Source organism: Streptomyces sp. NPDC050418, from assembly GCF_044458745.1.
Taxonomy (GTDB): Bacteria; Actinomycetota; Actinomycetes; order Streptomycetales; family Streptomycetaceae; genus Streptomyces.
On record NZ_JBITIG010000009.1, the window covers coordinates 247,267 to 271,694 of the forward strand.

Consider the following 24,428-nt stretch of genomic DNA (forward strand, 5'->3'; position numbering starts at 1 on the left):
CGACCCGTGCCCGCACGACTCACCCACCCCGACCAGCTCAAGGAGCTGCTCGGCATCCCGTTCACCCCGGAGCAGACGGCCTGCATCACCGCACCGCCCGCCCCGCAGGTGATCGTGGCCGGCGCCGGGTCAGGGAAGACCACGGTGATGGCCGCACGCGTGGTGTGGCTGGTCGGCACGGGCCAAGTCGCCCCCGAGCAGGTCCTCGGCCTCACGTTCACGAACAAGGCCGCGGGCGAGCTCGCCGAACGCGTCCGCACCGCCCTCGTCAAGGCGGGCATCACCGACCCCGAAGCCCCCGAGAATCTGGCGGACCCCCCGGGCGAGCCCCTGATCTCCACGTACCACGCGTTCGCCGGCCGCCTGATCACCGACCACGGCCTGCGCATCGGCATCGAGCCCACCGTCCGCCTCCTCGCCGACGCCACCCGCTTCCAGCTCGCCGCGAAGGTGCTGCGCGAGGCCCCGGGCCCGTATCCCTCCCTGACGCGCTCCTTCGCCGACCTCGTCAGCGATCTCCTCGCGCTCGACGGGGAGCTGGCCGAACACCTCGTACGCCCCGAGCGGCTGCGCGCCTACGACCAGGAGCTGCTCCACGACCTGGAGGGCGCGAAGCTCAGCAACGACACACTGCGCAAGGTCCCCGAGACCGCCGCGGCCCGCCGTGAGCTGGCCGAGCTCGTCACGCGCTACCGCAGCGCCAAGCGCGCGAAGGACGTGCTCGACTTCGGCGACCAGATCGCCCTCTCCGCCACCCTCGCGTCCACCCGCCCCGAGGTCGGCGCGATCCTGCGGGACGAGTTCCGTGTGGTGCTCCTCGACGAGTACCAGGACACGTCCGTCGCCCAGCGGATCCTGCTCTCCGGGCTGTTCGGCGCCGGCACCGGCCACCCGGTGACCGCCGTGGGCGACCCCTGCCAGGCGATCTACGGCTGGCGCGGAGCCTCGGTCGCCAACCTCGACGACTTCCCCGAGCACTTCGCGTACGCGGACGGCCGCCCCGCCGACCGCTTCGCGCTCAGCGAGAACCGCCGCAGCGGCGGCCGCCTCCTCGACCTCGCCAACACGCTCGCCGAGCCGCTGCGCGCGCTGCACGAAGGCGTCGAGGCGCTGCGCCCTGCGCCCGGCGCGGAGCAGGACGGGTTCGTACGGATCGCGCTCACCGAGACCCACGGCCAGGAGATGGCGTGGCTGGCGGACTCGATCGCCCACCTCGTCCGTACGGGCAAGGAGCCGAGCGACATCGCGGTCCTGTGCCGTACGGCGGGTGACTTCGCCGAGATCCAGGGAGCGCTGGTCGCGCGGGACATCCCGGTCGAGGTCGTGGGCCTGTCCGGACTCCTCCACCTGCCGGAGGTCGCCGACCTTGTCGCCGTCTGCGAGGTCCTCCAGGACCCGGGCGCCAACGCCTCCCTCGTCCGGCTCCTCACCGGCCCGCGCTGGCGCATCGGCGCCCGCGACCTCGCGCTCCTCGGCCGCCGGGCCCGGCTGCTCGTGCACCACACCCGGGCCGAGGACGGGGACGCGGACGCGCGCCTGGCCGCGGCCGTCGAGGGCACCGACCCCGCCGAGGTCATCTCGCTCGCGGACGCCCTCGACACGTTCCTGGAGACCACGGAGTCCGCCGAGGACGACCTCCCGTTCTCGCCCGACGCCCGCGTCCGCTTCGCCCGCCTCGCCACCGAGCTGCGCGAACTGCGGCGCTCGCTCGCCGATCCGCTGATGGACGTCCTGCACCGCGTGCTCGCGGTCACCGGCCTCGATGTCGAGCTCTCCGCGTCCCCGCACGCGCTCGCGGCCCGCCGCCGCGAGACCCTCTCCAACTTCCTCGACATAGCGGCCTCGTTCGCCGCGGGCGAGCCCACCGCCTCCCTCCTCGCGTTCCTCGGCTTCCTGCGGACGGCCGCGCAGTACGAGAAGGGCCTCGACAACGCGCTGCCCGGCGGCGAGAACACGGTGAAGGTGCTCACGGCGCACAAGTCGAAGGGCCTCGAGTGGGATGTGGTCGTCGTCCCTGGTCTGGTCACCGGCACCTTCCCGTCCGGCCAGGGCCGCGAGAAGTGGACCGCGCAGGCCAAGGTCCTGCCGCACGCGCTGCGCGGCGACGCGGCGACGCTGCCCGAGGTCGGCGCCTGGGACAGCCGGGGCCTCAAGTCCTTCCACGACGAGATGAAGGACCACCAGCGCACGGAGGAACTCCGCCTGGGATACGTGACGTTCACGCGCCCCCGCTCCCTGTTGCTCGGCTCCGGGCACTGGTGGGGCCCGACGCAGAAGCGCAAGCGCGGCCCGTCGGACTTCCTCGCCGCGCTGTACGACCACTGCGTGGCGGGCCACGGCGAGATCGAGGTCTGGGCGGACGAGCCCGCCGACGACACGGAGAACCCGGCCCTCGCCGAGGCCTCCGCCGAACACGCCTGGCCCCTCCCGCTGGACGACGAGGCCCTGGCCCGCCGCCGCGCGGCGGCAGCGACGGTCCTGGCCCACCTGGACGCGTTGCGCGCACCCGGCCACGACGCACCCCATCCGTCGTCGTCCCGGGCGCCCCGCCTGTCGTCCCGGGCGCCCCACCCGGCGGGCCCGGTCCCGACGGACGAGGCCCACGAGACGGCGTACGACCCGGAGTGGCCACCGGAGCCGGAGGACTTGGAGGGGCCTGAGGACTTGGAGGAGCCGGGGGAGTGGGACGAGGCCGAGGAGTGGGACGGGCCTGAGGACTGGGACGGACCCGAGGAGCCGCCCGCCGCTGAGGAGCTCGCGGGCGACGCCTGGGAGAACCTGCCGCGCCAACGCCCGGACCATGCACCCGCGCGCACCCCGGACCACGCACCCGCGCGCACCCCGGACCCCGCGCCCCGGACCCAGGACCCCCGCCACATCCCCCACGCCCGCACCCCCCGCACCCCCGAGGACCTCCGAGCCATCGCCTCCTGGGACCGTGACCTCGACGCGCTCGCCGTCGAGCTGCAGCGCTCCCGCCGTACCGTGCGGGACGTCGAGCTGCCGGCGTCGCTCAGCGCCTCGCAGGTGCTGCGCCTGTCCGCCGACCCCGACGGTCTCGCCCGCGAGCTGGCCCGCCCGATGCCGCGCCCGCCCGCCCCGGCCGCCCGGCGCGGCACCCGCTTCCACGCGTGGGTCGAGTCCCGCTTCGAGGCCCTGGAGCTCCCGCTCCTGGATCCCGATGAGCTCCCCGGCGCCGACGCGGAGATCGCCGACGAACACGACCTCGCGGCCCTCAAGGAAGCCTTCGAGCACACGGCGTACGCCCACCGCACGCCGTACGCGATCGAGGCACCGTTCCAGTTCGCGCTGGCCGGACGGGTGATCCGCGGCCGGATCGACGCGGTGTACCGCACCGAGAGCACCGAGGGCGTCACGTACGAGATCGTCGACTGGAAGACCGGCCACGGCGGCTCGGCCAACCCGCTCCAGCTGGCGATCTACCGCCTCGCGTGGGCCGAGCAGCTGGAGATCCCGGTGGAATCGGTCACGGCCGCCTTCGTCTTCGTCCGCACCGGCAAGGTCACCCACCCCGACCGGCTTCCGTCCCGCGAGGACCTGGAACGCCTCTTCGCGCCGCCCCCGCAGGACGGCCCATGAGCCGCGGCCCTCACGGCCGCCGCCGACGCCCGGCCGACCCGCCCCCGAAAACCACTCCGCACCCTCCGGTTAGGCTCAACACATGAGCCAGTCCCCGGACAACGCCGTCCGCCAGTACATCGCCGAGCACCGCCAGAGCTTCCTCGAGGACCTCACGGCCTGGCTGCGCATCCCCTCGGTCTCGGCCCAGCCCGAGCACGCCGACGACGTACGCCGCAGCGCCGACTGGCTGGCCGCACAGCTCAAGGAGACCGGCTTCCCGGCCACCGAGGTGTGGGAGACCAAGGGCGCCCCCGCCGTCTTCGCCGAGTGGCCGAGCGACGACCCCGACGCCCCGACCGTCCTGGTCTACGGCCACCACGACGTCCAGCCCGCCGCCCGCGAGGACGGCTGGGACACCGAGCCCTTCGAGCCGGAGATCAAGGGCAACCGGCTGTACGCGCGCGGCGCCGCCGACGACAAGGGCCAGGTCTTCTTCCACACCCTGGGCGTGCAGGCGCACCTCGCGACGACCGGCCGCACCACCCCCGCCGTCCACCTCAAGCTCCTCATCGAGGGCGAGGAGGAGTCCGGCTCCCCGCACTTCCGCACCCTCGTCGAGAAGCACCGCGACCGCCTCGCCGCCGACGTGGTGATCGTCTCCGACACCGGCATGTGGTCCGAGACCACCCCGACCGTGTGCACCGGCATGCGCGGCCTCGTCGAGTGCGAGCTCTCGCTGTGCGGCCCCGACCAGGACATCCACTCCGGATCGTTCGGCGGCGCCGTACCCAACCCGGCCACCGTCGCGGGCCGTATCGTCGCCGCCCTCCACGACGGGCACGGCAAGGTCGCGGTCCCCGGCTTCTACGACGGGATCATCGAGCTCACCGACCGCGAGCGCGCCCTCTTCGCCGAGCTGCCCTTCGACGAGCAGGAGTGGCTGCGCACCGCCAAGTCCTACGCCGCACAGGGCGAGGAGGGCTTCTCCACCCTGGAGCGCATCTGGGCCCGCCCGACCGCCGAGGTCAACGGCATCGGCGGCGGCTACCAGGGCCCCGGCGGCAAGACGATCATCCCGTCCGCCGCCACCCTCAAGCTCTCGTTCCGGATCGTCGCGGGCCAAAACCCGGCCCGGATCGAGGCCGCCGTGACCCAGTGGGTCGAAAGCCAGGTGCCCGCCGGGATCCGGCACACGCTCACCTTCAGCGGCGCCACCCGCCCCTGCCTCACCCCGCTCGACCACCCGGCGCTCGAAGCCGTCTCGCGCGCCATGGGCCGGGCCTTCGAACAGCCCGTCCGCTACACGCGCGAGGGCGGTTCGGGACCGGCCGCCGATCTCCAGGACGTCCTGGCGTCACCCGTCCTGTTCCTGGGCATCTCCGTACCGTCGGACGGCTGGCACGCCCCGAACGAGAAGGTCGAGCTCGATCTGCTCATGAAGGGCGTCGAGACGACCGCGTACCTCTGGACGGACCTCGCGGAGTCCCTGCGCACCTGACCCGTACGAGCCCGTCCTGCCGCCCTGCCGCCTGAGCGCCCTTTCCACCGGGGGAGTTGGAAGTTCCTGTGACCACCTGGACCGACCGCACAGCTGACCGGCCCATCCCGCTCACCGCACCGACCGGGATCGACCGTGCGGCGCACCACCGCCTCGACGAGGCGTGGCTCGCCGCCGCCTGGAGCCACCCCACCACGCGGGTGTTCGTCGTCTCCGGCGGCCAGGCCCTGATCGACGACACGGCGGACGGCGGCACCGAACTCGTCATGACCCCGGCCTTCGAGGCCCCGGTCACCGAGACCCACCGCTACTTCCTCGGCACCGACGAGGACGGCGTGCGCTACTTCGCGCTGCAGAAGGACACGCTGCCCGGCCGCATGGACCAGTCCGCGCGCCCGGCCGGGCTGCGCGAGGCGGGCCTGCTGCTCTCGCCGCGCGACGCGGGCCTGATGGTGCACGCGGTCGCGCTCGAGAACTGGCAGCGCATGCACCGCTTCTGCTCCCGCTGCGCCGAGCGCACCCAGATCGCCGCCGCGGGGCACATCCGGCGCTGCCCGGCCTGCGGAGCCGAGCACTACCCGCGGACCGACCCGGCCGTGATCATGGCCGTCACGGACGAGGAGGACCGCATCCTCCTCGGCCGCCAGGTCCACTGGCCCGAGGGCCGCTTCTCGACGCTCGCGGGCTTCGTCGAACCGGGCGAGTCCATCGAGCAGTCGGTGCGCCGCGAGGTCTTCGAGGAAGCGGGCGTGACGGTCGGCGACGTCGAGTACGTGGCCTCCCAGCCCTGGCCTTTCCCCTCCTCCCTCATGCTCGGCTTCATGGCGCGGGCCACCTCGCCCGAGATCACGGTCGACGGCGAGGAAATCGAGGAGGCCCGCTGGTTCTCCCGCGACGAACTGCGCGCCGCCTTCGAATCCGGCGAGGTCATCCCGCCGTACGGCATCTCGATCGCGGCCCGCCTCATCGAACTCTGGTACGGCAAGCCGCTGCCGAAGCCGCTGCCCGCGAAGTAGCACTCGCGTGGTGGGCGCCCCTGGTGAGGGCGCCCACGACGCGCTTGCCGGGCGCCGCGCCCGTACCCTGACGCCATGGCCGACTACCGCATCGAAACCGTCCGCACCGGCTACCGCACCTGGCTCGCCCGCAACGACCGGGGCGCCGAGGTCCGCATCGGCCCGGCCGACGACGAGTCGGCCCAGCCGTCCTTCACCCCGGTCGAGCTGCTGCTCGCGGCGATGGGCGGCTGCGGCGGCATGGTCGTCGACCGTACGGCCCGAGCAGTCGACCACGACGACCTGCGGATCGTCGTCGACTCCTTCTCCACCCCCGAGGACGACGGCCGGATCGGCAGGATCCGCGTCACGTACGAACTCGACATCCCCGCGGACGCCAACGGAGGCAAGGCCACCGAGGTCTTCGCCCGCGCCGTCCGCCTCACCCACGCCCAGCACTGCACGGTCAGCCGCACGGTGGAACACGGCGCCCGCGTGGAGGCGATCCTGCCGGACGGCTCGGTGGGGTTCGAGGGCTAAGGAGCCGGCAACTCGGCCGCGCGAGCCACCAGTTCGGCCCGGCCGACCGCATCGGTCCTGGTCGACGGCACCGTACAGGCGTAGGCCCCGGCGATCGCCCCGTACAGCGCACACCGCCGTACGTCCTCACCACCGAGCCACCCGAACAGGAAGCCCGCGGCGAAGGCGTCCCCCGCGCCGTTGGAGTCCACGACGGGCGCGGGCGGCGCGACCGCGGGCACGTGGGTGACCTCACCGTCGACGAGCATCAGGGCACCCTCGGCCCCGGCGGTCGCGACGACGGCCTTCGCGCGGCCCCGCTCCGCGATGTCCCGCATGGTCCGCTCCGGATCGGCGAGCGCGGTGGTGGACAGGAAGACCAGGTCCGCCGCGAGCGCGAACTCCTCGTGATACGGATTCTCGCCATCCCAGTTGTGCAGATCCGTCGACACCGTCACCCCCGCCTCCCGCAGCAGCGGCAGCGCGTACGCGCACGGATACGTGATCACCACATGGGCGTGCCGGCTCCCTGCCGCCAGCTTCCGCACCACGGCCTCGGGGAGGCGGTCGGTCTCCTGGGCGCGCGAGTCGTCGTACAGCGAAAGCCGCCGCCCGTCAGGCCCGACGAGATTCACCGCCCGCTTCGTCCCCGCGGGCGACGGTACGCAGGTGAACGGGATGCCCCGGTCACGGTGCAGCGTCCGCACGAGCTCGCCCTCGTGATCGTCACCCACCATGTCGACATGGTGGGTACGCAGCCCGAGCGCGCTCACGGAGACGGCCACGAAGTCCCCGCTCTGCCCCGCCCGCGCCACGATCCCCGGCCGGATCATGTAGCTGTCGGCGTACGGCAGCGGCAGCTCGGGCACCTGCACGACGGTGTCCACACCGGAGCCGCCCAGGACGAGGATGTCGGTCTCAAAAGTCATGCCCGGACCCTTCCGTACGGAAGGGTCCGGGCATAAGTGGGGGTCCTGCGAGCGCCGTGCGGAGCTCAGACGCCGACCTTCTGCTTGACCTGCGCGAGCGACGGGTTCGTCAGCGTCGAACCGTCAGCGAAAAGCACGGTCGGCACCGTCTGGTTGCCGCCGTTGGCCTTCTCCACGAACGCCGCCGACTCCGGGTCGTGCTCGATGTTGATCTCCTTGTACGCGATGCCCTCGCGGTCCAGCTGCTTCTTCAGCCGCTGGCAGTAGCCGCACCACGTGGTGCTGTACATCGTCACAGTGCCCGGCATGTCTCTCGCGCTCCTTCACGGTCCCGGTGCGTGGTCGCACCTCGGGAGAACGTACGCGAGGCGTGCGCCATTCCCGTATTAGTACGACCAATAGCGGCCCCCTGTGGACAAGCGGCGCAGCCTTCCCGCCGGACCTGGCAGCATGGCGGGGTGACAGCTGCAACGCCTTCCTCGCTGTTCCCGGACGTCCCGGGAAGCGCCGACGCCGTGCTCGACGGACTCGACCCCGAGCAGCGCGCGGTCGCCACCGCTCTGCACGGGCCGGTGTGCGTCCTCGCGGGCGCCGGCACCGGCAAGACGCGCGCCATCACGCACCGCATCGCGTACGGGGTGCGGGCCGGGATCCTGCAGCCGGGCAGTGTGCTCGCCGTCACGTTCACGAACCGCGCCGCGGGCGAGATGCGCGGCCGGCTGCGCCAGCTCGGCGCGACCGGCGTGCAGGCGCGGACCTTCCACTCGGCCGCGCTCCGCCAGCTCCAGTACTTCTGGCCGAAGGCCGTCGGCGGCGCCCTGCCCCGCCTCGTCGAACGCAAGGCGCAACTGGTCGCGGAGGCCGCAGCCCGCTGCCGGATCCGCCTCGACCGCGGTGAGCTGCGGGACGTCACCAGCGAGATCGAGTGGTGCAAGGTCACCCAGACCGTCGCCGAGGACTACCCGGCGGCCGTGGTGAAGGCGGGCCGCGACGCCCCGCGCGACCCGGCCGAGATCTCCCGTATCTACACGCACTACGAGCAGCTCAAGCAGGAGCGCGGGGTCATCGACTTCGAGGATGTGCTGCTCCTCACAGTCGCGATCCTCCAGGACCGCTACGACATCGCCGAGCAGGTCCGCTCGCAGTACCAGCACTTCGTGGTGGACGAGTACCAGGACGTCAGCCCGCTCCAGCAGCGTCTGCTCGACCTGTGGCTCGGGGAGCGCGACAGCCTCTGCGTGGTGGGCGACGCGAGCCAGACGATTTACTCGTTCACCGGCGCGACCCCCGACCACCTCCTGAACTTCCGTACGCGCCACCCGCACGCCACGGTCGTCAAGCTCATCCGCGACTACCGCTCGACCCCGCAGGTCGTCCACCTCGCCAACGGGCTGCTCGCGTCCGCGAAGGGCCGCGCCGCCGAGCACCGCCTGGAGCTCGTCTCGCAGCGCGAGGCGGGACCCGAGCCGGTCTACACGGAGTACGGCGACGAGCCCGTGGAGGCCGAGCGCACCGCACGCAAGATCAGAGGGCTGCTCGACGAGGGCGTCCCGGCGAGCGAGATCGCGATCCTCTTCCGTACGAACGGGCAGTCCGAGCTGTACGAACAGGCCCTCGCCGACGCCGCGATCCCCTACCAGCTGCGCGGCGCCGAGCGCTTCTTCGAGCGTCAGGAAGTACGGGAGGCGGGCGCGGCCCTGCGCGGAGCGGCGCGCTTCGGCGGCAACGACACGCTCCTCGACCACACGGTCGACCTGCCCTCGCAGGTGCGGGCCGTCCTGTCGACGAAGGGCTGGACCACCCAGGCACCGGCCGGCTCCGGCGCCGTCCGCGACCGCTGGGAGTCGCTGGCCGCCCTGGTCCGCCTCGCCGAGGACTTCGCCGCCGCCAAGCCCGAGTCCACCCTCGCCGACCTCGTCGCCGAACTCGACGAACGCGCCGCGGCCCAGCACGCACCCACCGTCCAGGGCGTCACGCTCGCCTCGCTGCACGCGGCGAAGGGCCTGGAGTGGGACGCGGTGTTCCTGGTCGGCCTGACCGAGGGCATGCTCCCCATCGCGTATGCGACGACCGACGAGCAGGTCGAGGAGGAACGCCGTCTGCTGTACGTGGGCGTGACGCGCGCCCGCCGCCACCTCTCCCTGTCGTGGGCGCTGTCCCGCTCGCCGGGCGGCCGGGCGAACCGGCGGCCGAGCCGCTTCCTCGACGGGCTGCGGACCGGCTCGGGCGGCGGCGCCCGACGGCTCACGTCCGCCGGCGGCTCCTCCGTCGAGCGCGGCGTGCGCGGACCCGCCCGCAAGCCGCGCGGCCCGGTGCACTGCCGGGTCTGCGGCCGCACCCTGACCGACGCGGGCGAACTGAAACTGATGCGCTGCGAGGACTGCCCGTCCGACATGGACGAGGGGCTCTACGAGCGGCTGCGCGAGTGGCGCGCGGAGGCGGCGGGGGCGATCGGCCAGCCCGCATACTGCGTGTTCACCGACAAAACGCTCATAGCGATCGCGGAGAACGTTCCGGACGATGCGCACGGCCTCGCGCGCATCCCCGGGGTCGGCCGACGGAAGCTCGAGCGCTTCGGCGCCGACGTCCTCGCCATCTGTGCAGGTGAGGAGCGTGCGACCGGAGTTGTAGATGTCGACGAGAGTGGCTGAGAAAAACTCGTCGAAAAAATAGTTTGCGCGCGCCCGACGAAGACCCATAGGTTCTTCAAGCACGGAGAGGGGCGCTTCCTGAGGCCCTGAAACGGATGCTTCCTGAAGCCCGGATTCCGTGTTGTACTTGAAGACCTTGAACATCAGCGACCGATCGCTTGTGGTGACACAGCTATCGGTCCCGAGACGCCGAGAGGAGGCGAGTCCAGTGATCAGCATCATCAACCGCACCAAAATGACCGACGTTGACCGCTCGGTCGTCGCCACCTGCCCGCTCGGTATCTCGGCTCAGGGCACCGGTCTGTCCGGCGTTCGCGCCGGTCATCTGGCCGCCCCTGCCATCGGCTCCATTGGCTCCGTGGATTCCGTCTCGCTGCTCGCCAGTGAGCGTCTCCTCGGCAGCAATGGCGGCAATGAGCGACCGACCAAGGCACTGGAAGCAGCAGTAGTGGCACAGGCGCAGGCCTATGCCTTTGCAGCAGCCGGTGCCGGATTCCGGAAGCAGACGACGACGCAGCACATGTGGGCCTTCCGCGGGCTCGAACCCTGGAGTGATCCAGCCTGATCGCCGATCAGGCAGGCGCCTTCAGGGCCGCGGAACCCCAACCGGGATCCGCGGCCCTTTCGTTTGTCCCCGACAGGACGGACGAGCCACAAGGAGCCATGGAAATGCAGTACCTGGTACCAGCCGCCACCCGGCCGACCGGCCGGAACGACCAGACGAGGACGACACACACCGTGCCTACCGATACGCACGCCCCGTCAGTACCGCCTTCAGTGACGAACCCCCCGCCCGGCCTTCAGGAGAACACCTTGACTCCCCTCACCGCGCTCACCGCGCTCGACGACGCCATCGAGAACCTCGGCGTGCCCGTCCCCTGCCGTTCTTTCGACCCGGAGGTCTTCTTCGCCGAGTCGCCGGCCGATGTCGAGTACGCCAAGTCCCTCTGCCGTACCTGCCCGCTGGTCGAGGCCTGCCTCGCCGGTGCGAAGGAGCGGCGTGAGCCCTGGGGCGTCTGGGGTGGCGAGCTCTTCGTCCAGGGTGTCGTTGTCGCCCGGAAGCGGCCCCGTGGCCGTCCGCGCAAGAACCCGGTCGTCGCATGAGCACCGCCGCAGCCATCGGAACCATCGACCGCCCTCAGACGCACGACCCCATGAAGCAGGCCCCCATGCCCCACCGATTCCTGGCATCCACCGAGCCGCACGGCTCCGCTGCCTCCACTGACTTCTCCCACACCGGCGTGAACGACTCACGTCAGAACAGGACCCGCGAGATGCAACTCCAACCAGAAGCCCTGGCCCGTGCACACATGCACGAGCGACTGCGTGAGGCCGACGCCGAGCGCGAGGCGGTCCGCCTCGTGACCGCGCGCCGGATGCAGCGCCGTGCGGAGCGTGCCTCGCTCCGTGCGCGCCGCGCCCTCGCGATGGCGGTCATGCACTGACCGTCCGACCGCAGAGAGCTTGAACCTTCCGTGAGCCGCGGGGGCCGCCCGAACCGGGCGGCCCCCGCGGTGCGTTGTGCGCCCGGTCCCTACGGGGACGGGGTTATCGTCGCGGTGTGGACCAGCACTCCGAGGACGCCGCGGACGCCGACCGCTCCACGGACGGCGAACGACTCGTCTGTGCCCGCTGCGGCACCACGGCCGACGCACCCCGGCCGACCTGGACCTGTTCCGTCGAGAACGGGCGCCGCCAGTACTTCTGCGACGCCTGCTCGCGGGAACATCTGCGCGCGATCGAGGGGCGGTTGGACTCATCCTGGTGGTGAGCCCGGGCCCGTCCTGGTGGTGAGTCCCGGCCCGTCCCGGTGGTGAGGCTCCGGCTCGGGCGGCCCGCTCCTCAGGCCTCGACTGCCTCGCCCTCGAACGCGTCGCCTTCGAACTCGCCGTCCTCGAGCTCACCGTCCTCGAACTCGTCCTCGGGAACGAACCCGGGCAGCCACTCCTCCAGTTCCTCCCGCATCCGGACCGTCGCGTTCAGCTGGCACAGCACGCCGATCGTGCTGAGCGTGACCCGGTGGATCAGGAGATACGCGGGCGGCAGGTTGAGCCGCTTGCCCAACTGGTAGGCGGGGGAGCGGGGATCACCGATCCGGGCGGCCTGCGCCCGCATCCAGCCGCGCGTGAACGTGTACTCCTCGGCGAGCGCCGGCTCGATGATCGGCAGCAGATAGTCGAGCACCGCCTCCGGATCGAGGTCGATGCTCTCCTTGACGAAGCCCTCCTCGCAGAGCATCGCGTAGACCTCGTCGGCCTCGCCTTCGAGCGCCATCCGCAGCGCGAGCCCGATGGTCTCGGGCAGGCCGCCGGGCAGCCGGTCGACGGTGCCGAAGTCGAGCACGCCGAGCCGCCACGTCACCTCGCCCTCGGTGTCACCGGCCGCGCCGTCCTCGACGTCACCGGCCGCGCCGTCCTCGACGTCACCGTCCGGCCCGTCCGCGGAGTCCTCGGGACCGGTGGCCGAACTGCTCGGCACCAGCCGGAAGTTGCCCGGGTGCGGGTCGGCGTGGAGCAGCCCGGTGCGGGCCGGGCCCGAGTAGAGGAACCGGGTCAGGAGCTGGCCCGCGCGGTCGCGCTGCTCCTCGGTGCCGTCGGCGATGATCTCCGAGAGCGGGATGCCGTCCATCCACTCGGTGATCAGCACCTGCTCGACCTGGTGCACCACCGCGGGCACCAGCACATCGGGGTCACCGGCGAACTCCTCGGCCGTGGTCCGCTGCGCCGCGGCCTCAAGACCGTAGTCCAGCTCCTCCGACACGCGGTCGCGCAGCTCCGCGATCAGCGGCTTGAGCTCGATGCCCGGGATGAGCGGGCCGAGCAGCCGGGCGAAACGGCTCAGCTGGTTCAGATCCGAGAGCAGCGCCTCGCCCGCACCCGGGTACTGGACCTTGACCGCGACCTCCCGGCCGTCGTGCCAGACGGCCCGGTGCACCTGCCCGATCGACGCGGCCGCCGCGGGCTTGTCCTCGAACTCCTCGAAGAGGTCGCGCCAGTCATCACCGAGCCGCTCGGCGAGCACCGTGTGCACGGTGCGCGTCGGCATCGGGGGAGCCGCCTCCTGCAGCTTGGTGAGCGCCGCGCGATACGGCCCGGCTATCTCCTCGGGCAGCGCCGACTCGAAGACGGACAGCGCCTGCCCGAACTTCATCGCCCCGCCCTTGAGCTCACCGAGCACCTTGAACAGCTGCTCGGCCGTGCGCTGCTGCAGCTCCTTGCCGACGAGCTCCGCCGACTTGCCGCCGATCCGCTTGCCGAGGCCCCAGGCGGAGCGTCCGGCGATGCCGAGCGGCAGCGCGGCGAGCTTGGCGGTACGGGTGACCGCCTTCCGAGGAAGATCAGACATGCGCCCTCCAGATCCGGATACCGGACTTCCAGTCCGGAGCCCGGACTGCCGCGCCTCGACGGGCGGTTGGACGCCCGCCGCGTCCTGTCACGCGATGGGCTGCTCGGTCATTGTCCCTTGTGCCGCTTGAGCTTCGGAGGGGGTGTCGGTGTTCGCTCCGGTCCGGCCTCCGTTCCGGGTTCGTGCCCCGCATGAGCAGCGAGGATGCGCGCCCAGCGGCTCGGCACGCCAGACGAGCCCCGGCATGGTGAGCTCCCAGCGCCGCCCCGCCGCGGCCGATGTCTCCCCGTCGAGCAACGCGAGCGCGTGCGCCGCGGTGAGCCCGGCGACGGCCGCGGTGAGGACCAGCTCACCGGCGGCCGGCACACCCGGCGCCCGCCCGGAGCGCCACTGGGCCAGGAGCCGCGGCCATGCGCTGTCGCCCTCGATCCGCCGGCGCTGCACGCACCCGGCACAGGCCGTCGCACCGGGCAGCACGAGCGGTCCCGCGAAGCCGGTCGACTCGACGACCCCCGCATAGAGGTGAGGTGTGCCGGAGGCCATCAGCTGCTCGGCCTCGACGGGGTCGGGTGCGTACGCCGCGAGACCGTCCCGCGGAGTCAGCACCACGAGCGCCGGACCGGGGACCACCGCCCGGCGCACCGCATCCCGCCGGCCCGGCGGCCGCGACGTGCCCAGCCGGGGCCGACGTGTCCGGGAGCGCGGGGGCAGTCCGGGCGCGCACTGCCGTACGAGCCGTCGCGCGGCCTCCGACCTGCGCTCCCCGACCGCCGCCTCGGGCAGCCCGCCGGGCGTCACGTCGACCGGCTGCACAAAACCGCTGTCGACCACATCGACGCGCCCGACCCCGGAGCCCGCGAGCAGCGCCGCCACCTGGGCCCCGACCCGCCCCGCTCCGCGCACCTGCACCCAGCGCTCCCGGCGCGCGACGAGCCGTATCGGCCCGCCGCCCGGTCGTGCGTCCCGCAGGGAGAGCGCGGCGAGCTCGGGAGCGAGGCGTCCCTCGCCCGCCGGTCCGGCGCGCAGCGCGGCGACCGCCGGATCGCCCGCGCCCAGCGTCGCGTCGTCCAGCAGCCCGGACGCGGCGAGCCGTCCGAGCAGCGCGTCGACCTGGCCGTCGGCCAGCCCCAGGCGTGCGCCTTCCGTCCGTAACAACGGCAGCCCCCGGGTCCCGTCGAGCAGCCCGAACAGGGCGAGGACGGCCGGGCCGACGGGCCCGAGGGTGCGGGCATGGGCGGGTGTCACGCCGTACTGCAGCGTGGTGAGATCGCGCCAGGCGCGCAGGAGCGAGGTCTTGAGTCGCGGATGCATGCGGACACCTTGGACCAGAAGCCGCCGACCCTGCAGAAAGTTGTCCACAGGCCGCCGCATAAGTCGTACTAACGTGGCAGCGGTGCTTGCCGTCCACAGGCCGAACCCACTCCGAACCGCCCCGGAGACGGGACTTCCGCCACCCGCAGCCGGTAACGTCGGGGCGTGCCCGCCGACCCACTGCACCGCGCCGGAAGCCCACAGCGCAGCACGAAGCACCAGCCGCCACGCGGCTCAGCGGCGAGCGCGGACCAGGGGAGCACGGACCGGGCAAGAACGGACCGGACGCGGGCGGACCAGAAGCTCCCGGACAACGGCCCGGTCGAGGTACGCCGCAGCGCCCGCCGGCGCCGCACCGTCTCCGCGTACCGCGAGGGCGACCGCACCATCGTGCTCATTCCGGCCCGGATGTCCGAGGCCGAGGAGCAGCGCTGGGTCGGTGTGATGCTCGACAAGCTCGCCGCGCAGGAGAGCAAGCGCCTCCTCGGCGACGCCGAACTCGCCGAGCGCGCGGAGCTCCTGTCCGAGCAGTACTTCGAGGGCCGCGCCGAGCCCACCTCCGTACGGTGGGTGACGAACCAGAACACGCGCTGGGGCTCCTGCACACCCGCCGAGGGCAGCATCCGCCTCTCGCACCGCCTGCAGGGCATGCCCGAATACGTGGTCGACTACGTTCTCCTGCACGAGCTTGCGCATCTCCTCGTGCCAGGACACGGCCCCCGTTTCTGGCGTCTCCTGGAGTCCTATCCTCGTACGGAAAGGGCACGTGGCTACCTCGAAGGAGTGGTCGCGGCCGAACGGCTGCCGCATCTCCCGGCGGCCCGCAGCGAGTAGGTGCACCCTGTCACGACAGGTGTCGCTGTGTACCGAGTCTGTCCCGGCTTGGCCCGTTCCCAGGATTTGCGGTTAGCCTGACGCGCGACGCACACACCATCGGGATGGGGGACGGTCGTTACGCATGGCCAGGGACTTCCAACGCGGCCACAAGGCCAAGATCAGTGACCTCACCTCGGGGACAGATCTGTACGTAGGTGTACAGATCAACGCCCCGGGGCTCACTTTCGACATCAGCTGTTTCGGGCTCGACGCCAACGAACAGCTCTCCGACGACCGGTACTTCATCTTCTTCAACCAGCCCAAATCCCCCGAGGAGTCGCTGCAGCTGCTCGGTGCGCAGGCCGGTGACACCGAAGCGTTCCGGGTCACGCTCGACCGTATTCCGCAGCAGATCCAGCGGCTGTCCTTCACCGCGACCATCGACGGCAACGGACAGATGTCGCAGATCGGTCCCGGCTACATCCGGATCGTGGCGGGCGGCGAGGAGGTGTGCCGGTACGCCTTCGACGGCTCGGAGTTCACCACCGAGCGCGCCGTGATGCTCGGCGACTTCTACCTGAAGGACGTGTGGCGGTTCGCCGCCATCGGCCAGGGCTTCGACGGCGGCCTCGACGCGCTGCTGAAGAACTTCGGCGGCGAGGTCGCCGAGGAGCAGCCCCAGGCCCAGCAGCCGCAGGCCGCGCCGTCATTCGGTGCTCCCGCGGGTGGACCGGCCCCCGCCGCACCCCCGGCCTTCGGCGCTCCCGCCGGCGGTCCCGCTCCGGCCCCCGCGCCCGCCCCGGCCCCGAACTTCGGTGCCCCGGCCCCGCAACAGGCCCCGCCGCCGCAGCCGCAGCAGCCGAGCGTCCACACGGCCCCCACCGTCGTCGCGCCGATGCCCGCGGGCACCGTCCCGCCGCCGGCCCCCGCGCCCGGCCAGCCCGCGCCGCCGCCCGGCTACGGCCAGCAGCCGCCGCAGCAGCCGCAGTTCGGTCAGGTCCCGGGTCAGGTGCCTGGTCAGGTCCCGGGCCAGCCCGCCGCGCCGCAGGGCTTCGGCCAGCCGCCGGGCATGCCCGGACAGGCCGGTGCCCCCGCCGCGTACGGCATGCAGCCGCAGCAGGCGGCGGCTCCCGGTCTGCAGGCCGCGCTCCAGCCGTTCAAGGAGACCGCGACCGGCGCCCGCTGGACCCCGCAGAACCAGCAGATGATGCGGGTCGACCTCAACATGGGCGGCACCCCCGTCCTGGCCCGCCAGGGCAGCATGGTGATGTACCAGGGCAAGGTCGACTTCTCGTACAAGAGCGCCGGTTTCGCCGGGCGCATCATCGGCAACGCCACCGGCCAGGAGATGCAGCTGATGCGCTGCTCCGGCCGCGGCCAGGTCTTCCTCGCCGAGAACGGCGCCCATCTGCACTCCATCGAGCTGCAGGGCGACGGCATCTGCGTCTCCGCCGAGAACGTCCTCGCCTTCGACGAGACGCTGCAGCACGAAGTGCGGCGCATCGAGGGTCACGGCATTCCCGGCGGTGCCCTGTTCACCATGCAGTTCCAGGGCACGGGCACCGTCATCGTGAAGACCCACGGCATCCCCGTGGTCCTCCCGGTCACGCCCACCACGTACGCGGACAGCAACGCGATCGTGGCCTGGTCCTCCGCCGCCCAGGTGATCATCTCCAGCCAGGTCCGCCTGCGCCGGAACTCGTTCCCCGGTCACAGCGGCGAGACCGTCAACCTCCAGTTCCGGGGCGCGCCCGGGAACTTCATCGTTGTCCAGCCCTACGAGGTCTGAGGGAGCCCGAAAAATGATGCAGCAACTCCAGGGCTACGCCCCGACCCCGATGGCCGCTCGCATGGAGAACCACGGCCGCACCATGCTGAAGGTCGCCATGGCCTCCGGCCAGGACCTTTACGCGCGCACCGGCTCGATGGTGTCGTACGAAGGCTTCATCCAGTACGAGCCCAACCCGCCGGCCGTCCGCCAGATCGCCTCGCAGTGGATCACCGGCGAAGGCGCCCCGCTCATGAAGTGCACCGGAGACGGCCTGCTCTACCTGGCCGACTACGGAGCCGACGTGGTCGTGATCAACCTCAACAACGACTCGATCTCGGTCAACGGCACCAACCTCCTGGCCTTCGACGCCCACCTGCAGTGGGGCGTCGAGAAGGTCAAGGGCATGGCCAAGTTCGCCGGCCAGGGCCTGTGGAACGTGTCGGTCGCCGGCACCGGCTGGGTCGCCATCACCTCGCGCGGCACGCCGCTCGTCGTCGACTGCGGCCGCGGCGACGACGAGACGTACGTCGACCCCGACGCCCTGCTCGCCTGGTCCCCGAACCTCAAGGTGAAGGGCAAGCGCAGCTTCAAGGCCTCCTCCCTCGTCGGGCGGGGCAGCGGAGAGGCCTACCAGATGGCCTTCTCCGGTCAGGGCATCGTCGTCGTACAGCCGAGCGAGGACAGCTCCGACCGCCTGCGGGTCCGGGGCTGAGGGGGAGCGAACCAATCATGCAGAGTGCGCTTTTCAGCCAGACCGAGAACCAGACGCAGGAGCGCTACGCCCTGCAGAACCCGCAGCTGCTGCGGGTCAACCTGCAGGGCCATGACGACCTCCTCGCCCGCAAGGGCGCGATGGTCGCCTACCAGGGCCTCGTCGAGTTCGACGGCGAGTACCAGTCGCAGGGCCAGCGCCGTGCCCGCGCCCGCACGGGCGAGGGTCTCGACCTGATGCGCTGCTCGGGCCAGGGCACGATCTACCTCGCGAACCTCGCGCAGTACATCCACATCGTGGACGTCGAGCGCGAGGGCCTCACGGTGGACAGCTCGTACGTCCTCGCCCTGGACACCCAGCTCAACCACGAAGTGGTCGCGGTGGACAGCCAGTACGGGATCTCCGGATCCGGCAAGTACCAGCTGAACATCACCGGCACCGGCAAGGTCGCGCTCATGACCTCGGGCCAGCCGCTGATGATGCAGGTCACGCCCGAGAAGTACGTGAGCGTCGACGCCGACGCGATCGTCGCCTGGTCGACCTCCCTGCGCGTGCAGATGCAGGCGCAGACGACCAACTCCAGCGTGCGCCGCCGCCGCGGCAACACCGGCGAGGGCTGGGAGCTCAGCTTCCTCGGCCAGGGTTACGTCCTGGTGCAGCCCAGCGAGGTCATGCCGCCGCAGAACGCGGTGATCGGCTCCGGCGTCGCCGCCCAGTTCGGCGCGGGCCAGCAGGGCGCCCGCGGCCAGAACCAGGGCAACGCCTGGTCGTAGCGGACCGGTCGGACCTACGTGAGGGGCGGGCGCCATCCGGCACCCGCCCCTCACGCGTGGGTCCTACTTCAGCCGGGCCCGCGTCCGCTCCAGAAGCCGTACGACGGAGTCGTCGGCCACGGAGGCCACCTCCTCGTACGCGAACCACTTCAGATCGAGCGACTCGTCGCTGATCGCCTCCACCGCACCGGCCGGCGCGAGCGCCGCGTACTGGACGTCCAGATGCCAGTGGCACGGCCCCGGAATCGGATGCCGGTCCAGGCGCACCGGACCGCCGTCGAGCAGCGTCAGCCCCTCGATCCCGGACTCCTCGGCGCCCTCGCGCAGCGCCGCGGCCTCCAGCGACACGTCACCGGGCTCGCAGTGGCCGCCCATCTGCAGCCACATGTTCAGCTTCTTGTGCAGCGTGAGCAGCACCTTGCCCCGCGTGGGGTCGATCACCAGGGCGGAGGCCGTCAGATGCCCGGCCTCACAGGCCTTCCACATGCCGTCGTCGTGCGCTGCCAAGTGGTCCAGATACTGCTCGCGCAGCTCCGGCTGGTCCTCGTACGCCTTCAGTACGAGCGTGGCGTTCTCCTGCAGGGTCACTTGCTGTCGTCGTCCTCGTCGTCGTTCTTCTTCTTGAGGTCGGGACCCGAGCCCGCCGCCTCACCCAGCATCTTGTCGATCGCGTCGAAGTCCAGCTTCGGCTCGTCCTCGCCCGACGCGTCCGCGCTCTCGCCGCGGTGCACGAACCCGTCCGGGTCGTCCAGGTCCTTCGCGGTCGGCAGCATGTCCGGGTGCGCCCACAGACCGTCACGGCCGTCGAGCCCGCGGGCGTCCGTGAGCGAGGCCCACAGGCGCGCGGCGTCGCGCAGCCGGCGCGGACGCAGCTCCAGACCGATCAGCGTCGCGAAGGTCTGCTCGGCCGGACCGCCGCTCGCGCGGCGCCGGCGCAGCGTCTCGCGCAGGGCGTTCGCCGAGGTCAGCCTGTCCTTCGCGGCCTCGTGCACCACCGCGTCCACCCAGCCCTCGACCAGCGCGAGCGCCGTCTCCAGACGGGCGAGCGCGGCCTTCTGCTCGGGGGTGTCCTGGGGCTGGAACATGCCCTGCTGCAGCGCGTTCTGCAGCTCCTCGGGGTTCTGCGGGTCGAACTGGCCGACCACGTCCTCCAGCTTGGAGGTGTCGACCTTGATGCCGCGCGCATAGCCCTCGACCGCACCGAACAGGTGCGAGCGCAGCCACGGCACATGCGCGAAGAGCCGCTGGTGTGCGGCCTCGCGCAGCGCGAGGTAGAGCCGCACCTCGTTCTGGTCGATGCCCAGGTCCTTGCCGAACGCCGCGATGTTCACCGGCAGCAGCGCCGCCTTGCCGGCCGGGCCGAGCGGCAGACCGATGTCCGTCGAACCGACGACCTCGCCCGCGAGCACCCCCACGGCCTGGCCGATCTGCTGGCCGAACATGGCGCCGCCCATGGACTTCATCATCCCGATGAGCGGGCCCGCCATGGCCTGCATCTCCTCGGGCAGCACATCACCCATCGCGTTCCCCACGCGCTCCGCGACCGGGTCCACGAGCTCCTGCCACACCGGGATCGTGGCCTCGACCCACTCCGCGCGCGACCAGGCCACCGCCGTGTTCGCACCCGAGGGCAGCGAGGTCACCCCGTCGAGCCACAGGTCCGCGAGGCGCACGGCCTCCTCGACCGCGGAGCGCTCCGCGGTGCCGACGGACGCGTCCTTCGTGCCGTCCGCGGTGCCCTGCGACACGGTCTGGCGCGCGATCTGCTTCGCCATGTCCCAGTTCACCGGCCCGCCCTCGTACGAGAGCATCTGGCCGAGCTGCTGGAAGGCGGCGCCCAGATCATTCGGATTCATCGACCCGAACATCGCGGCGAACGGATTGTCACCGCCCGGGCCGCCGGCTCCCGGGAAGCCGAAACCGAAGGGGTTCCCCGGAACGCCGCCCTGGCCACCGCCGCCCTGCTGATCCTTCTTCTTGCCCTCGTCGCCGTTGTCGGGCTCCTCCGGCGGAAGGCCGAATCCGAATGGGGTGTCACTCACGGGAATCCTCGGCTCGTAGGGCCGCCGGCTGGTGCCGGCGGCGGCTGCCCGTCTTTCACCACCCAGCCTAGACACCCGGCCCGCTTCGGGCCTCGGTGCTCCGCCACCGCACGGGCTGCGGCAGGATGGACGCCACCTGGTACGTACGCGTCATTCACGTACGTACTGAAGACAACCGCTGGAGACGCCTGGTGAGTTCCCCGGATCCGAAGGTTCGCGCAGCGCGAAACGGCTCAACCCCCGCCGGCCGCGGCCCCGTGGTCGCCGTGACCGGCGCGGCGATGGGCGTGGGCGCGCGCCTCGTCGAGCGCCTGGCCGCATCCGACGAGATCAAGCAGGTCATCGCCATCGACGAGCGGCGCGGTGAGTGCGCCGCCGCGCAGTGGCACATCCTGGACGTACGGGACCCGGCCATCGCCGAGAAGCTCCGCGGCGCCGACGCCGTGGTCCACCTGGCGCTCGACCTGGACCTGGAGACGGACGCCGCCGCCCGCACCGCGTACAACGTGCGCGGCACCCAGACCGTGCTCACCGCGGCCGCCGCGGCCGGCGTGCACCGCGTGGTGCTGTGCACCTCGGCGATGGTCTACGGCGCGCTGCCCGAGAACGAGCTGCCGCTGTCCGAGGACGCCGAGCTCAAGGCCACCGCGGAGGCCACGGGCGTCGGCGACCTCCTGGAGATCGAGCGCCTGGCCCGCCGCGCCCCTCGCGCGCACCCCGGCCTCAACGTCACGGTCCTGCGCCCCGCCGTCCTCGTCGGCGGTACGGACACGGCCCTGACCAGGTACTTCGAGTCGCCCCGCCTCCTTGTCGTGGCGGGCTCGCGCCCCACCTGGCAGTTCTGCCACGTGGACGATCTGTGCAGCGCGCTGGAGTACGCGGTCCTGGAGAAGGTCGACGGCGAGCTGGCCGTCGGCTGCGAGGGGTGGCTTGAGCAGGAGGAGGTCGAGGAGCTGAGCGGCATCCGCCGCATGGAGCTGCCGTCCACGGTCGCCCTCGGCGCCGCGGCCCGGCTGCACCGCATCGGCCTCACCCCGTCCCCGGCGGGCGACCTCGCGTACACGATGCACCCGTGGGTCGTCAGCGTCAGCCGGCTGCACGACGCGGGCTGGCGGCCGCAGTGGACGAACGAGGAGGTCCTCGCCGAACTCCTCGACGAGGTCCAGGGCCGCCACACCGTGGCGGGCCGCCGCCTCGGCCGCAAGGACGCGACGGCCGCGGGCGCGGCGGGCGCGACGGTGGCGCTGCTGGGTGCGGCGGCGGTGGTCCGGCGGGCGCGGAAGCGGCGGGGGGTCTGAGGGGCCGGTGCGGCGGCGCTTCGCCGCGGTCGGGCTCGTTGTCAGTGGGCGTCGATAGCCTGGAAAGGGCTTCGGCCCCCGGGCGGGAGGGGACTGTCCGGCCACGAGCGCACACCTACCCCCTCCACCTCCTGTAGGACCCTCCGAGTCCGACCCCCCGCGCCCGGGCGAATGCGCTATTCCGCGATGTCACACCCGTACGGCACCATGGACGGCATGGCTGCACGGTATGACCACCCAGGCGAGCAGGCGGCGCACGACCCGATCCGGCTGCTTGCGATCCGCGACACCCCGCTCTCCCTCGACGAGGTGTACGCGGCCGTCGGTGACAGCGCCGCGGGCGGCACCACGTTGTTCGTGGGCACCGTGCGCAATCACGACGGGGGCGCCGATGTCGACTCCCTGGGGTACTCGTGCCACCCCTCCGCCGAGGCCGAGCTGCGCCGGATCGCCGAGAAGGTCGTCGCCGACTATCCGGTGCGCGCGCTCGCGGCGGTCCACCGCGTGGGCGACCTGGAAGTGGGCGACATCGCGGTCATCGTCGCCGTCTCCTGCCCGCACCGCGGCGAGGCCTTCGAGGCCAGCCGCAAGCTGATCGACACCCTCAAGCACGAGGTGCCGATCTGGAAGCACCAGAAATTCTCCGACGGTACGGAGGAATGGGTCGGCGCCTGCTGAATTCGCGCACGCGGGGCGGGGATTTCTCCTTTCCGCGCGGGAGTTCGTCCCGCAGGCCCCCCTCCGGTTGCGTAACCCGACCCCTGCCGCGAGCGTTGTCGGTACGGATGGTTAATCTGCTGATCACTCAGTAGTGATCGGACAGTTGGGGTCGGGAGGTCGGCATGGGGTCGCTCGCATGGCTGCTGATTCCGCTTTTCGCCGCGATCGGAGCGGCCCTGTGGGGAAGTTGGGCCACGCGCGCCCGTAAGTCCGGACGCACGGGCGATGTCACCGAGCTCGCGGGCTATGCGCGGTTCCGCGAGGCCATGGACAGCGGCGCGAAGGCGGGCACCGGCACCGACGCCGCCTGACCCCGGACGGACCGGCCCCGGGGGTGCACCCACAGGCGCGTCCCGTACTGTCGTTCCATGCCTCGCCGCACCGCGACCATGCTCGCCTCCACTCTGCTGCTGATCGCGCTGCTCTGTGCCGGTGTGCTCATCAAAGTGCCGTACTCGGAGATGACCCCGGGCCCCACGGTGAACACCCTGGGTGAGCACGACGGCGAGCCGGTGCTCCAGATCTCGGGCCACAAGACGTACCCGACGACCGGCAACCTCAACATGACGACGGTCCGTGTGACCAGCGCCGATTACAAGATGAACCTCTTCGAGGCCGTCTACGGCTGGATGGCGCACGACAACCTCGTGGTGCCGCACGACACCCTCTACCCCGACGGGAAGACGGAGGAGGAGTCGACGCAGGAGAACGCCGAGGAGTTCAGCGAGTCCCAGGAGAGCGCCAAGGTCGCGGCGCTGCGGGAGCTGGACATCCCCGTGAAGTCCCGCGTCGTCGTCGGCAGCGTCCTCAAGGACAGCCCGGCCGAGGGCACCCTGCACGCCGGTGACGTGATCAAGAACGTGGACGGCAAGGTCGTCGAGGAGCCCGCCGACGTGGCCAAGCTTGTCACCAAGCACAAGCCGGGCGAGAAGGTCGTCTTCACGATCGTCCCCGCATCGGACGCCGCCGCGGCCGAGAAGGCCGGCAAGGAGGCCACGGCGACCGAGCAGGTCACCGTCACCACCGAGAAGGCGCCCGAGGACGGCCGGGCGATCGTCGGCATCCAGGCCGGGACCGACCACACGTTCCCGTTCACCATCGACATCAAGCTCGCCGACGTCGGCGGCCCCAGCGCCGGCCTCATGTTCGCGCTCGGCATCGTCGACAAGCTGACCCCCGAGGACCTCACGGGCGGCACCTTCGTCGCGGGCACCGGCACCATCGACGACAGCGGCAAGGTCGGCCCGATCGGCGGCATCGAGATGAAGACCGTCGGCGCGCGCAGCAAGGGCGCCGAGTACTTCCTCACCCCCGAGGCCAACTGCGCCTCGGCCGCCCAGGACATCCCCGACGGCCTCACCCTCGTGAAGGTGAAGACCATCGACGATGCGCTGGACTCCCTGACGAAGATCCGCGAGGGCAAGACCTCGGATCTGCCGTCCTGCTCGAAGAGCTAGGGCCCGTCC

At 71.8% G+C, this 24,428-nt stretch carries 23 protein-coding genes; 17 read left to right on the forward strand and 6 right to left on the reverse strand.

Going from position 1 to position 24,428, the window contains the following annotated elements; all coding sequences use genetic code 11:
- Positions 1–6 precede the first annotated feature (6 nt).
- The 4 genes from ACIBI4_RS23345 (at position 7) to ACIBI4_RS23360 (ending at position 6,615) form a co-directional block, all read left to right on the forward strand.
- On the forward strand, positions 7–3,600 hold the full coding sequence (locus tag ACIBI4_RS23345; RefSeq protein ID WP_399205926.1) for a UvrD-helicase domain-containing protein: 3,594 nt from the start codon (positions 7–9) through the stop codon (positions 3,598–3,600).
- A gap of 82 nt (positions 3,601–3,682) precedes the next feature.
- Positions 3,683–5,080 (forward strand): dipeptidase, encoded by a 1,398-nt coding sequence (locus tag ACIBI4_RS23350; protein WP_399205927.1) that lies wholly within the window; start codon positions 3,683–3,685, stop codon positions 5,078–5,080.
- 68 nt (positions 5,081–5,148) lie between these two features.
- Positions 5,149–6,096: an NAD(+) diphosphatase gene (gene nudC / locus ACIBI4_RS23355; protein WP_399205928.1), complete on the forward strand. Its 948-nt coding sequence runs from the start codon at positions 5,149–5,151 to the stop codon at positions 6,094–6,096.
- A 75-nt stretch (positions 6,097–6,171) separates the two neighbouring features.
- Entirely contained in the window at positions 6,172–6,615 is a 444-nt protein-coding gene (locus ACIBI4_RS23360) for an OsmC family protein (protein WP_399205930.1), read from the forward strand.
- Here ACIBI4_RS23360 and ACIBI4_RS23365 read toward each other — a convergent pair.
- A complete protein-coding gene (locus ACIBI4_RS23365; RefSeq protein ID WP_399205931.1) occupies positions 6,612–7,523 on the reverse strand; it encodes an adenosine kinase in 912 nt (303 codons plus the stop codon). The genes ACIBI4_RS23360 and ACIBI4_RS23365 overlap by 4 nt on opposite strands.
- Before the next feature lie 65 nt (positions 7,524–7,588).
- The gene (locus ACIBI4_RS23370) at positions 7,589–7,831 is read right to left on the reverse strand and encodes a mycoredoxin (RefSeq protein WP_399205932.1); all 243 of its coding nucleotides are present in this window, start codon (positions 7,829–7,831) and stop codon (positions 7,589–7,591) included.
- 90 nt (positions 7,832–7,921) lie between these two features.
- Between ACIBI4_RS23370 and ACIBI4_RS23375 the strand changes: the two genes are divergently transcribed.
- From ACIBI4_RS23375 to ACIBI4_RS23395, 5 genes are all read left to right on the forward strand, one after another.
- Positions 7,922–10,174 (forward strand): ATP-dependent DNA helicase UvrD2, encoded by a 2,253-nt coding sequence (locus ACIBI4_RS23375; RefSeq protein WP_399206084.1) that lies wholly within the window; start codon positions 7,922–7,924, stop codon positions 10,172–10,174.
- Between the two features lie 235 nt (positions 10,175–10,409).
- Complete coding sequence (locus tag ACIBI4_RS23380; RefSeq protein WP_399206085.1) at positions 10,410–10,739, forward strand: hypothetical protein; 330 nt, start codon at positions 10,410–10,412, stop codon at positions 10,737–10,739.
- 173 nt (positions 10,740–10,912) lie between these two features.
- Positions 10,913–11,278: a WhiB family transcriptional regulator gene (locus ACIBI4_RS23385; RefSeq protein WP_399205933.1), complete on the forward strand. Its 366-nt coding sequence runs from the start codon at positions 10,913–10,915 to the stop codon at positions 11,276–11,278.
- Positions 11,275–11,619, forward strand: a complete 345-nt coding sequence (locus ACIBI4_RS23390; protein ID WP_399205934.1) for a hypothetical protein — start codon at positions 11,275–11,277, stop codon at positions 11,617–11,619. The genes ACIBI4_RS23385 and ACIBI4_RS23390 overlap by 4 nt, the downstream gene beginning before the upstream one ends.
- A gap of 116 nt (positions 11,620–11,735) precedes the next feature.
- Positions 11,736–11,945: a hypothetical protein gene (locus ACIBI4_RS23395; protein WP_399205935.1), complete on the forward strand. Its 210-nt coding sequence runs from the start codon at positions 11,736–11,738 to the stop codon at positions 11,943–11,945.
- A gap of 71 nt (positions 11,946–12,016) precedes the next feature.
- Here ACIBI4_RS23395 and ACIBI4_RS23400 read toward each other — a convergent pair whose 3' ends face one another.
- Both ACIBI4_RS23400 and ACIBI4_RS23405 read right to left on the reverse strand, forming a co-directional pair.
- The gene (locus ACIBI4_RS23400) at positions 12,017–13,519 is read right to left on the reverse strand and encodes an ABC1 kinase family protein (protein WP_399205936.1); all 1,503 of its coding nucleotides are present in this window, start codon (positions 13,517–13,519) and stop codon (positions 12,017–12,019) included.
- Between the two features lie 87 nt (positions 13,520–13,606).
- The gene (locus tag ACIBI4_RS23405; protein WP_399205937.1) at positions 13,607–14,830 is read right to left on the reverse strand and encodes a ThiF family adenylyltransferase; all 1,224 of its coding nucleotides are present in this window, start codon (positions 14,828–14,830) and stop codon (positions 13,607–13,609) included.
- Between the two features lie 165 nt (positions 14,831–14,995).
- On the opposite strand from ACIBI4_RS23405, the gene ACIBI4_RS23410 reads away from it, so the two are divergent.
- From ACIBI4_RS23410 to ACIBI4_RS23425, 4 genes are all read left to right on the forward strand, one after another.
- On the forward strand, positions 14,996–15,664 hold the full coding sequence (locus ACIBI4_RS23410; RefSeq protein ID WP_399205938.1) for a M48 family metallopeptidase: 669 nt from the start codon (positions 14,996–14,998) through the stop codon (positions 15,662–15,664).
- 124 nt (positions 15,665–15,788) lie between these two features.
- Entirely contained in the window at positions 15,789–17,435 is a 1,647-nt protein-coding gene (locus tag ACIBI4_RS23415) for a TerD family protein (protein WP_399205939.1), read from the forward strand.
- A gap of 13 nt (positions 17,436–17,448) precedes the next feature.
- Entirely contained in the window at positions 17,449–18,129 is a 681-nt protein-coding gene (locus tag ACIBI4_RS23420; protein ID WP_399205940.1) for an AIM24 family protein, read from the forward strand.
- Between the two features lie 17 nt (positions 18,130–18,146).
- Complete coding sequence (locus ACIBI4_RS23425) at positions 18,147–18,902, forward strand: AIM24 family protein (protein ID WP_399205941.1); 756 nt, start codon at positions 18,147–18,149, stop codon at positions 18,900–18,902.
- Between the two features lie 63 nt (positions 18,903–18,965).
- On the opposite strand, the gene ACIBI4_RS23430 is transcribed toward ACIBI4_RS23425, so the two are convergent.
- Both ACIBI4_RS23430 and ACIBI4_RS23435 read right to left on the reverse strand, forming a co-directional pair.
- Complete coding sequence (locus tag ACIBI4_RS23430; protein WP_399205942.1) at positions 18,966–19,490, reverse strand: NUDIX hydrolase; 525 nt, start codon at positions 19,488–19,490, stop codon at positions 18,966–18,968.
- Positions 19,487–20,944 carry a zinc-dependent metalloprotease gene (locus tag ACIBI4_RS23435; protein ID WP_399205943.1) on the reverse strand — a complete coding sequence of 486 codons (1,458 nt, stop codon included), beginning with the start codon at positions 20,942–20,944 and terminating at the stop codon, positions 19,487–19,489. Before ACIBI4_RS23435 ends, ACIBI4_RS23430 begins: the two co-directional genes overlap by 4 nt.
- Positions 20,945–21,135: 191 nt before the next feature.
- Between ACIBI4_RS23435 and ACIBI4_RS23440 the strand changes: the two genes are divergently transcribed.
- From ACIBI4_RS23440 to ACIBI4_RS23455, 4 genes are all read left to right on the forward strand, one after another.
- Positions 21,136–22,242, forward strand: a complete 1,107-nt coding sequence (locus ACIBI4_RS23440; RefSeq protein WP_399205944.1) for an SDR family oxidoreductase — start codon at positions 21,136–21,138, stop codon at positions 22,240–22,242.
- Between the two features lie 216 nt (positions 22,243–22,458).
- Entirely contained in the window at positions 22,459–22,920 is a 462-nt protein-coding gene (locus ACIBI4_RS23445; RefSeq protein ID WP_399205945.1) for a molybdenum cofactor biosynthesis protein MoaE, read from the forward strand.
- Between the two features lie 164 nt (positions 22,921–23,084).
- Positions 23,085–23,273 carry a hypothetical protein gene (locus tag ACIBI4_RS23450; protein WP_399205946.1) on the forward strand — a complete coding sequence of 63 codons (189 nt, stop codon included), beginning with the start codon at positions 23,085–23,087 and terminating at the stop codon, positions 23,271–23,273.
- 57 nt (positions 23,274–23,330) lie between these two features.
- Complete coding sequence (locus ACIBI4_RS23455; protein WP_399205947.1) at positions 23,331–24,419, forward strand: PDZ domain-containing protein; 1,089 nt, start codon at positions 23,331–23,333, stop codon at positions 24,417–24,419.
- Positions 24,420–24,428: the final 9 nt, after the last annotated feature.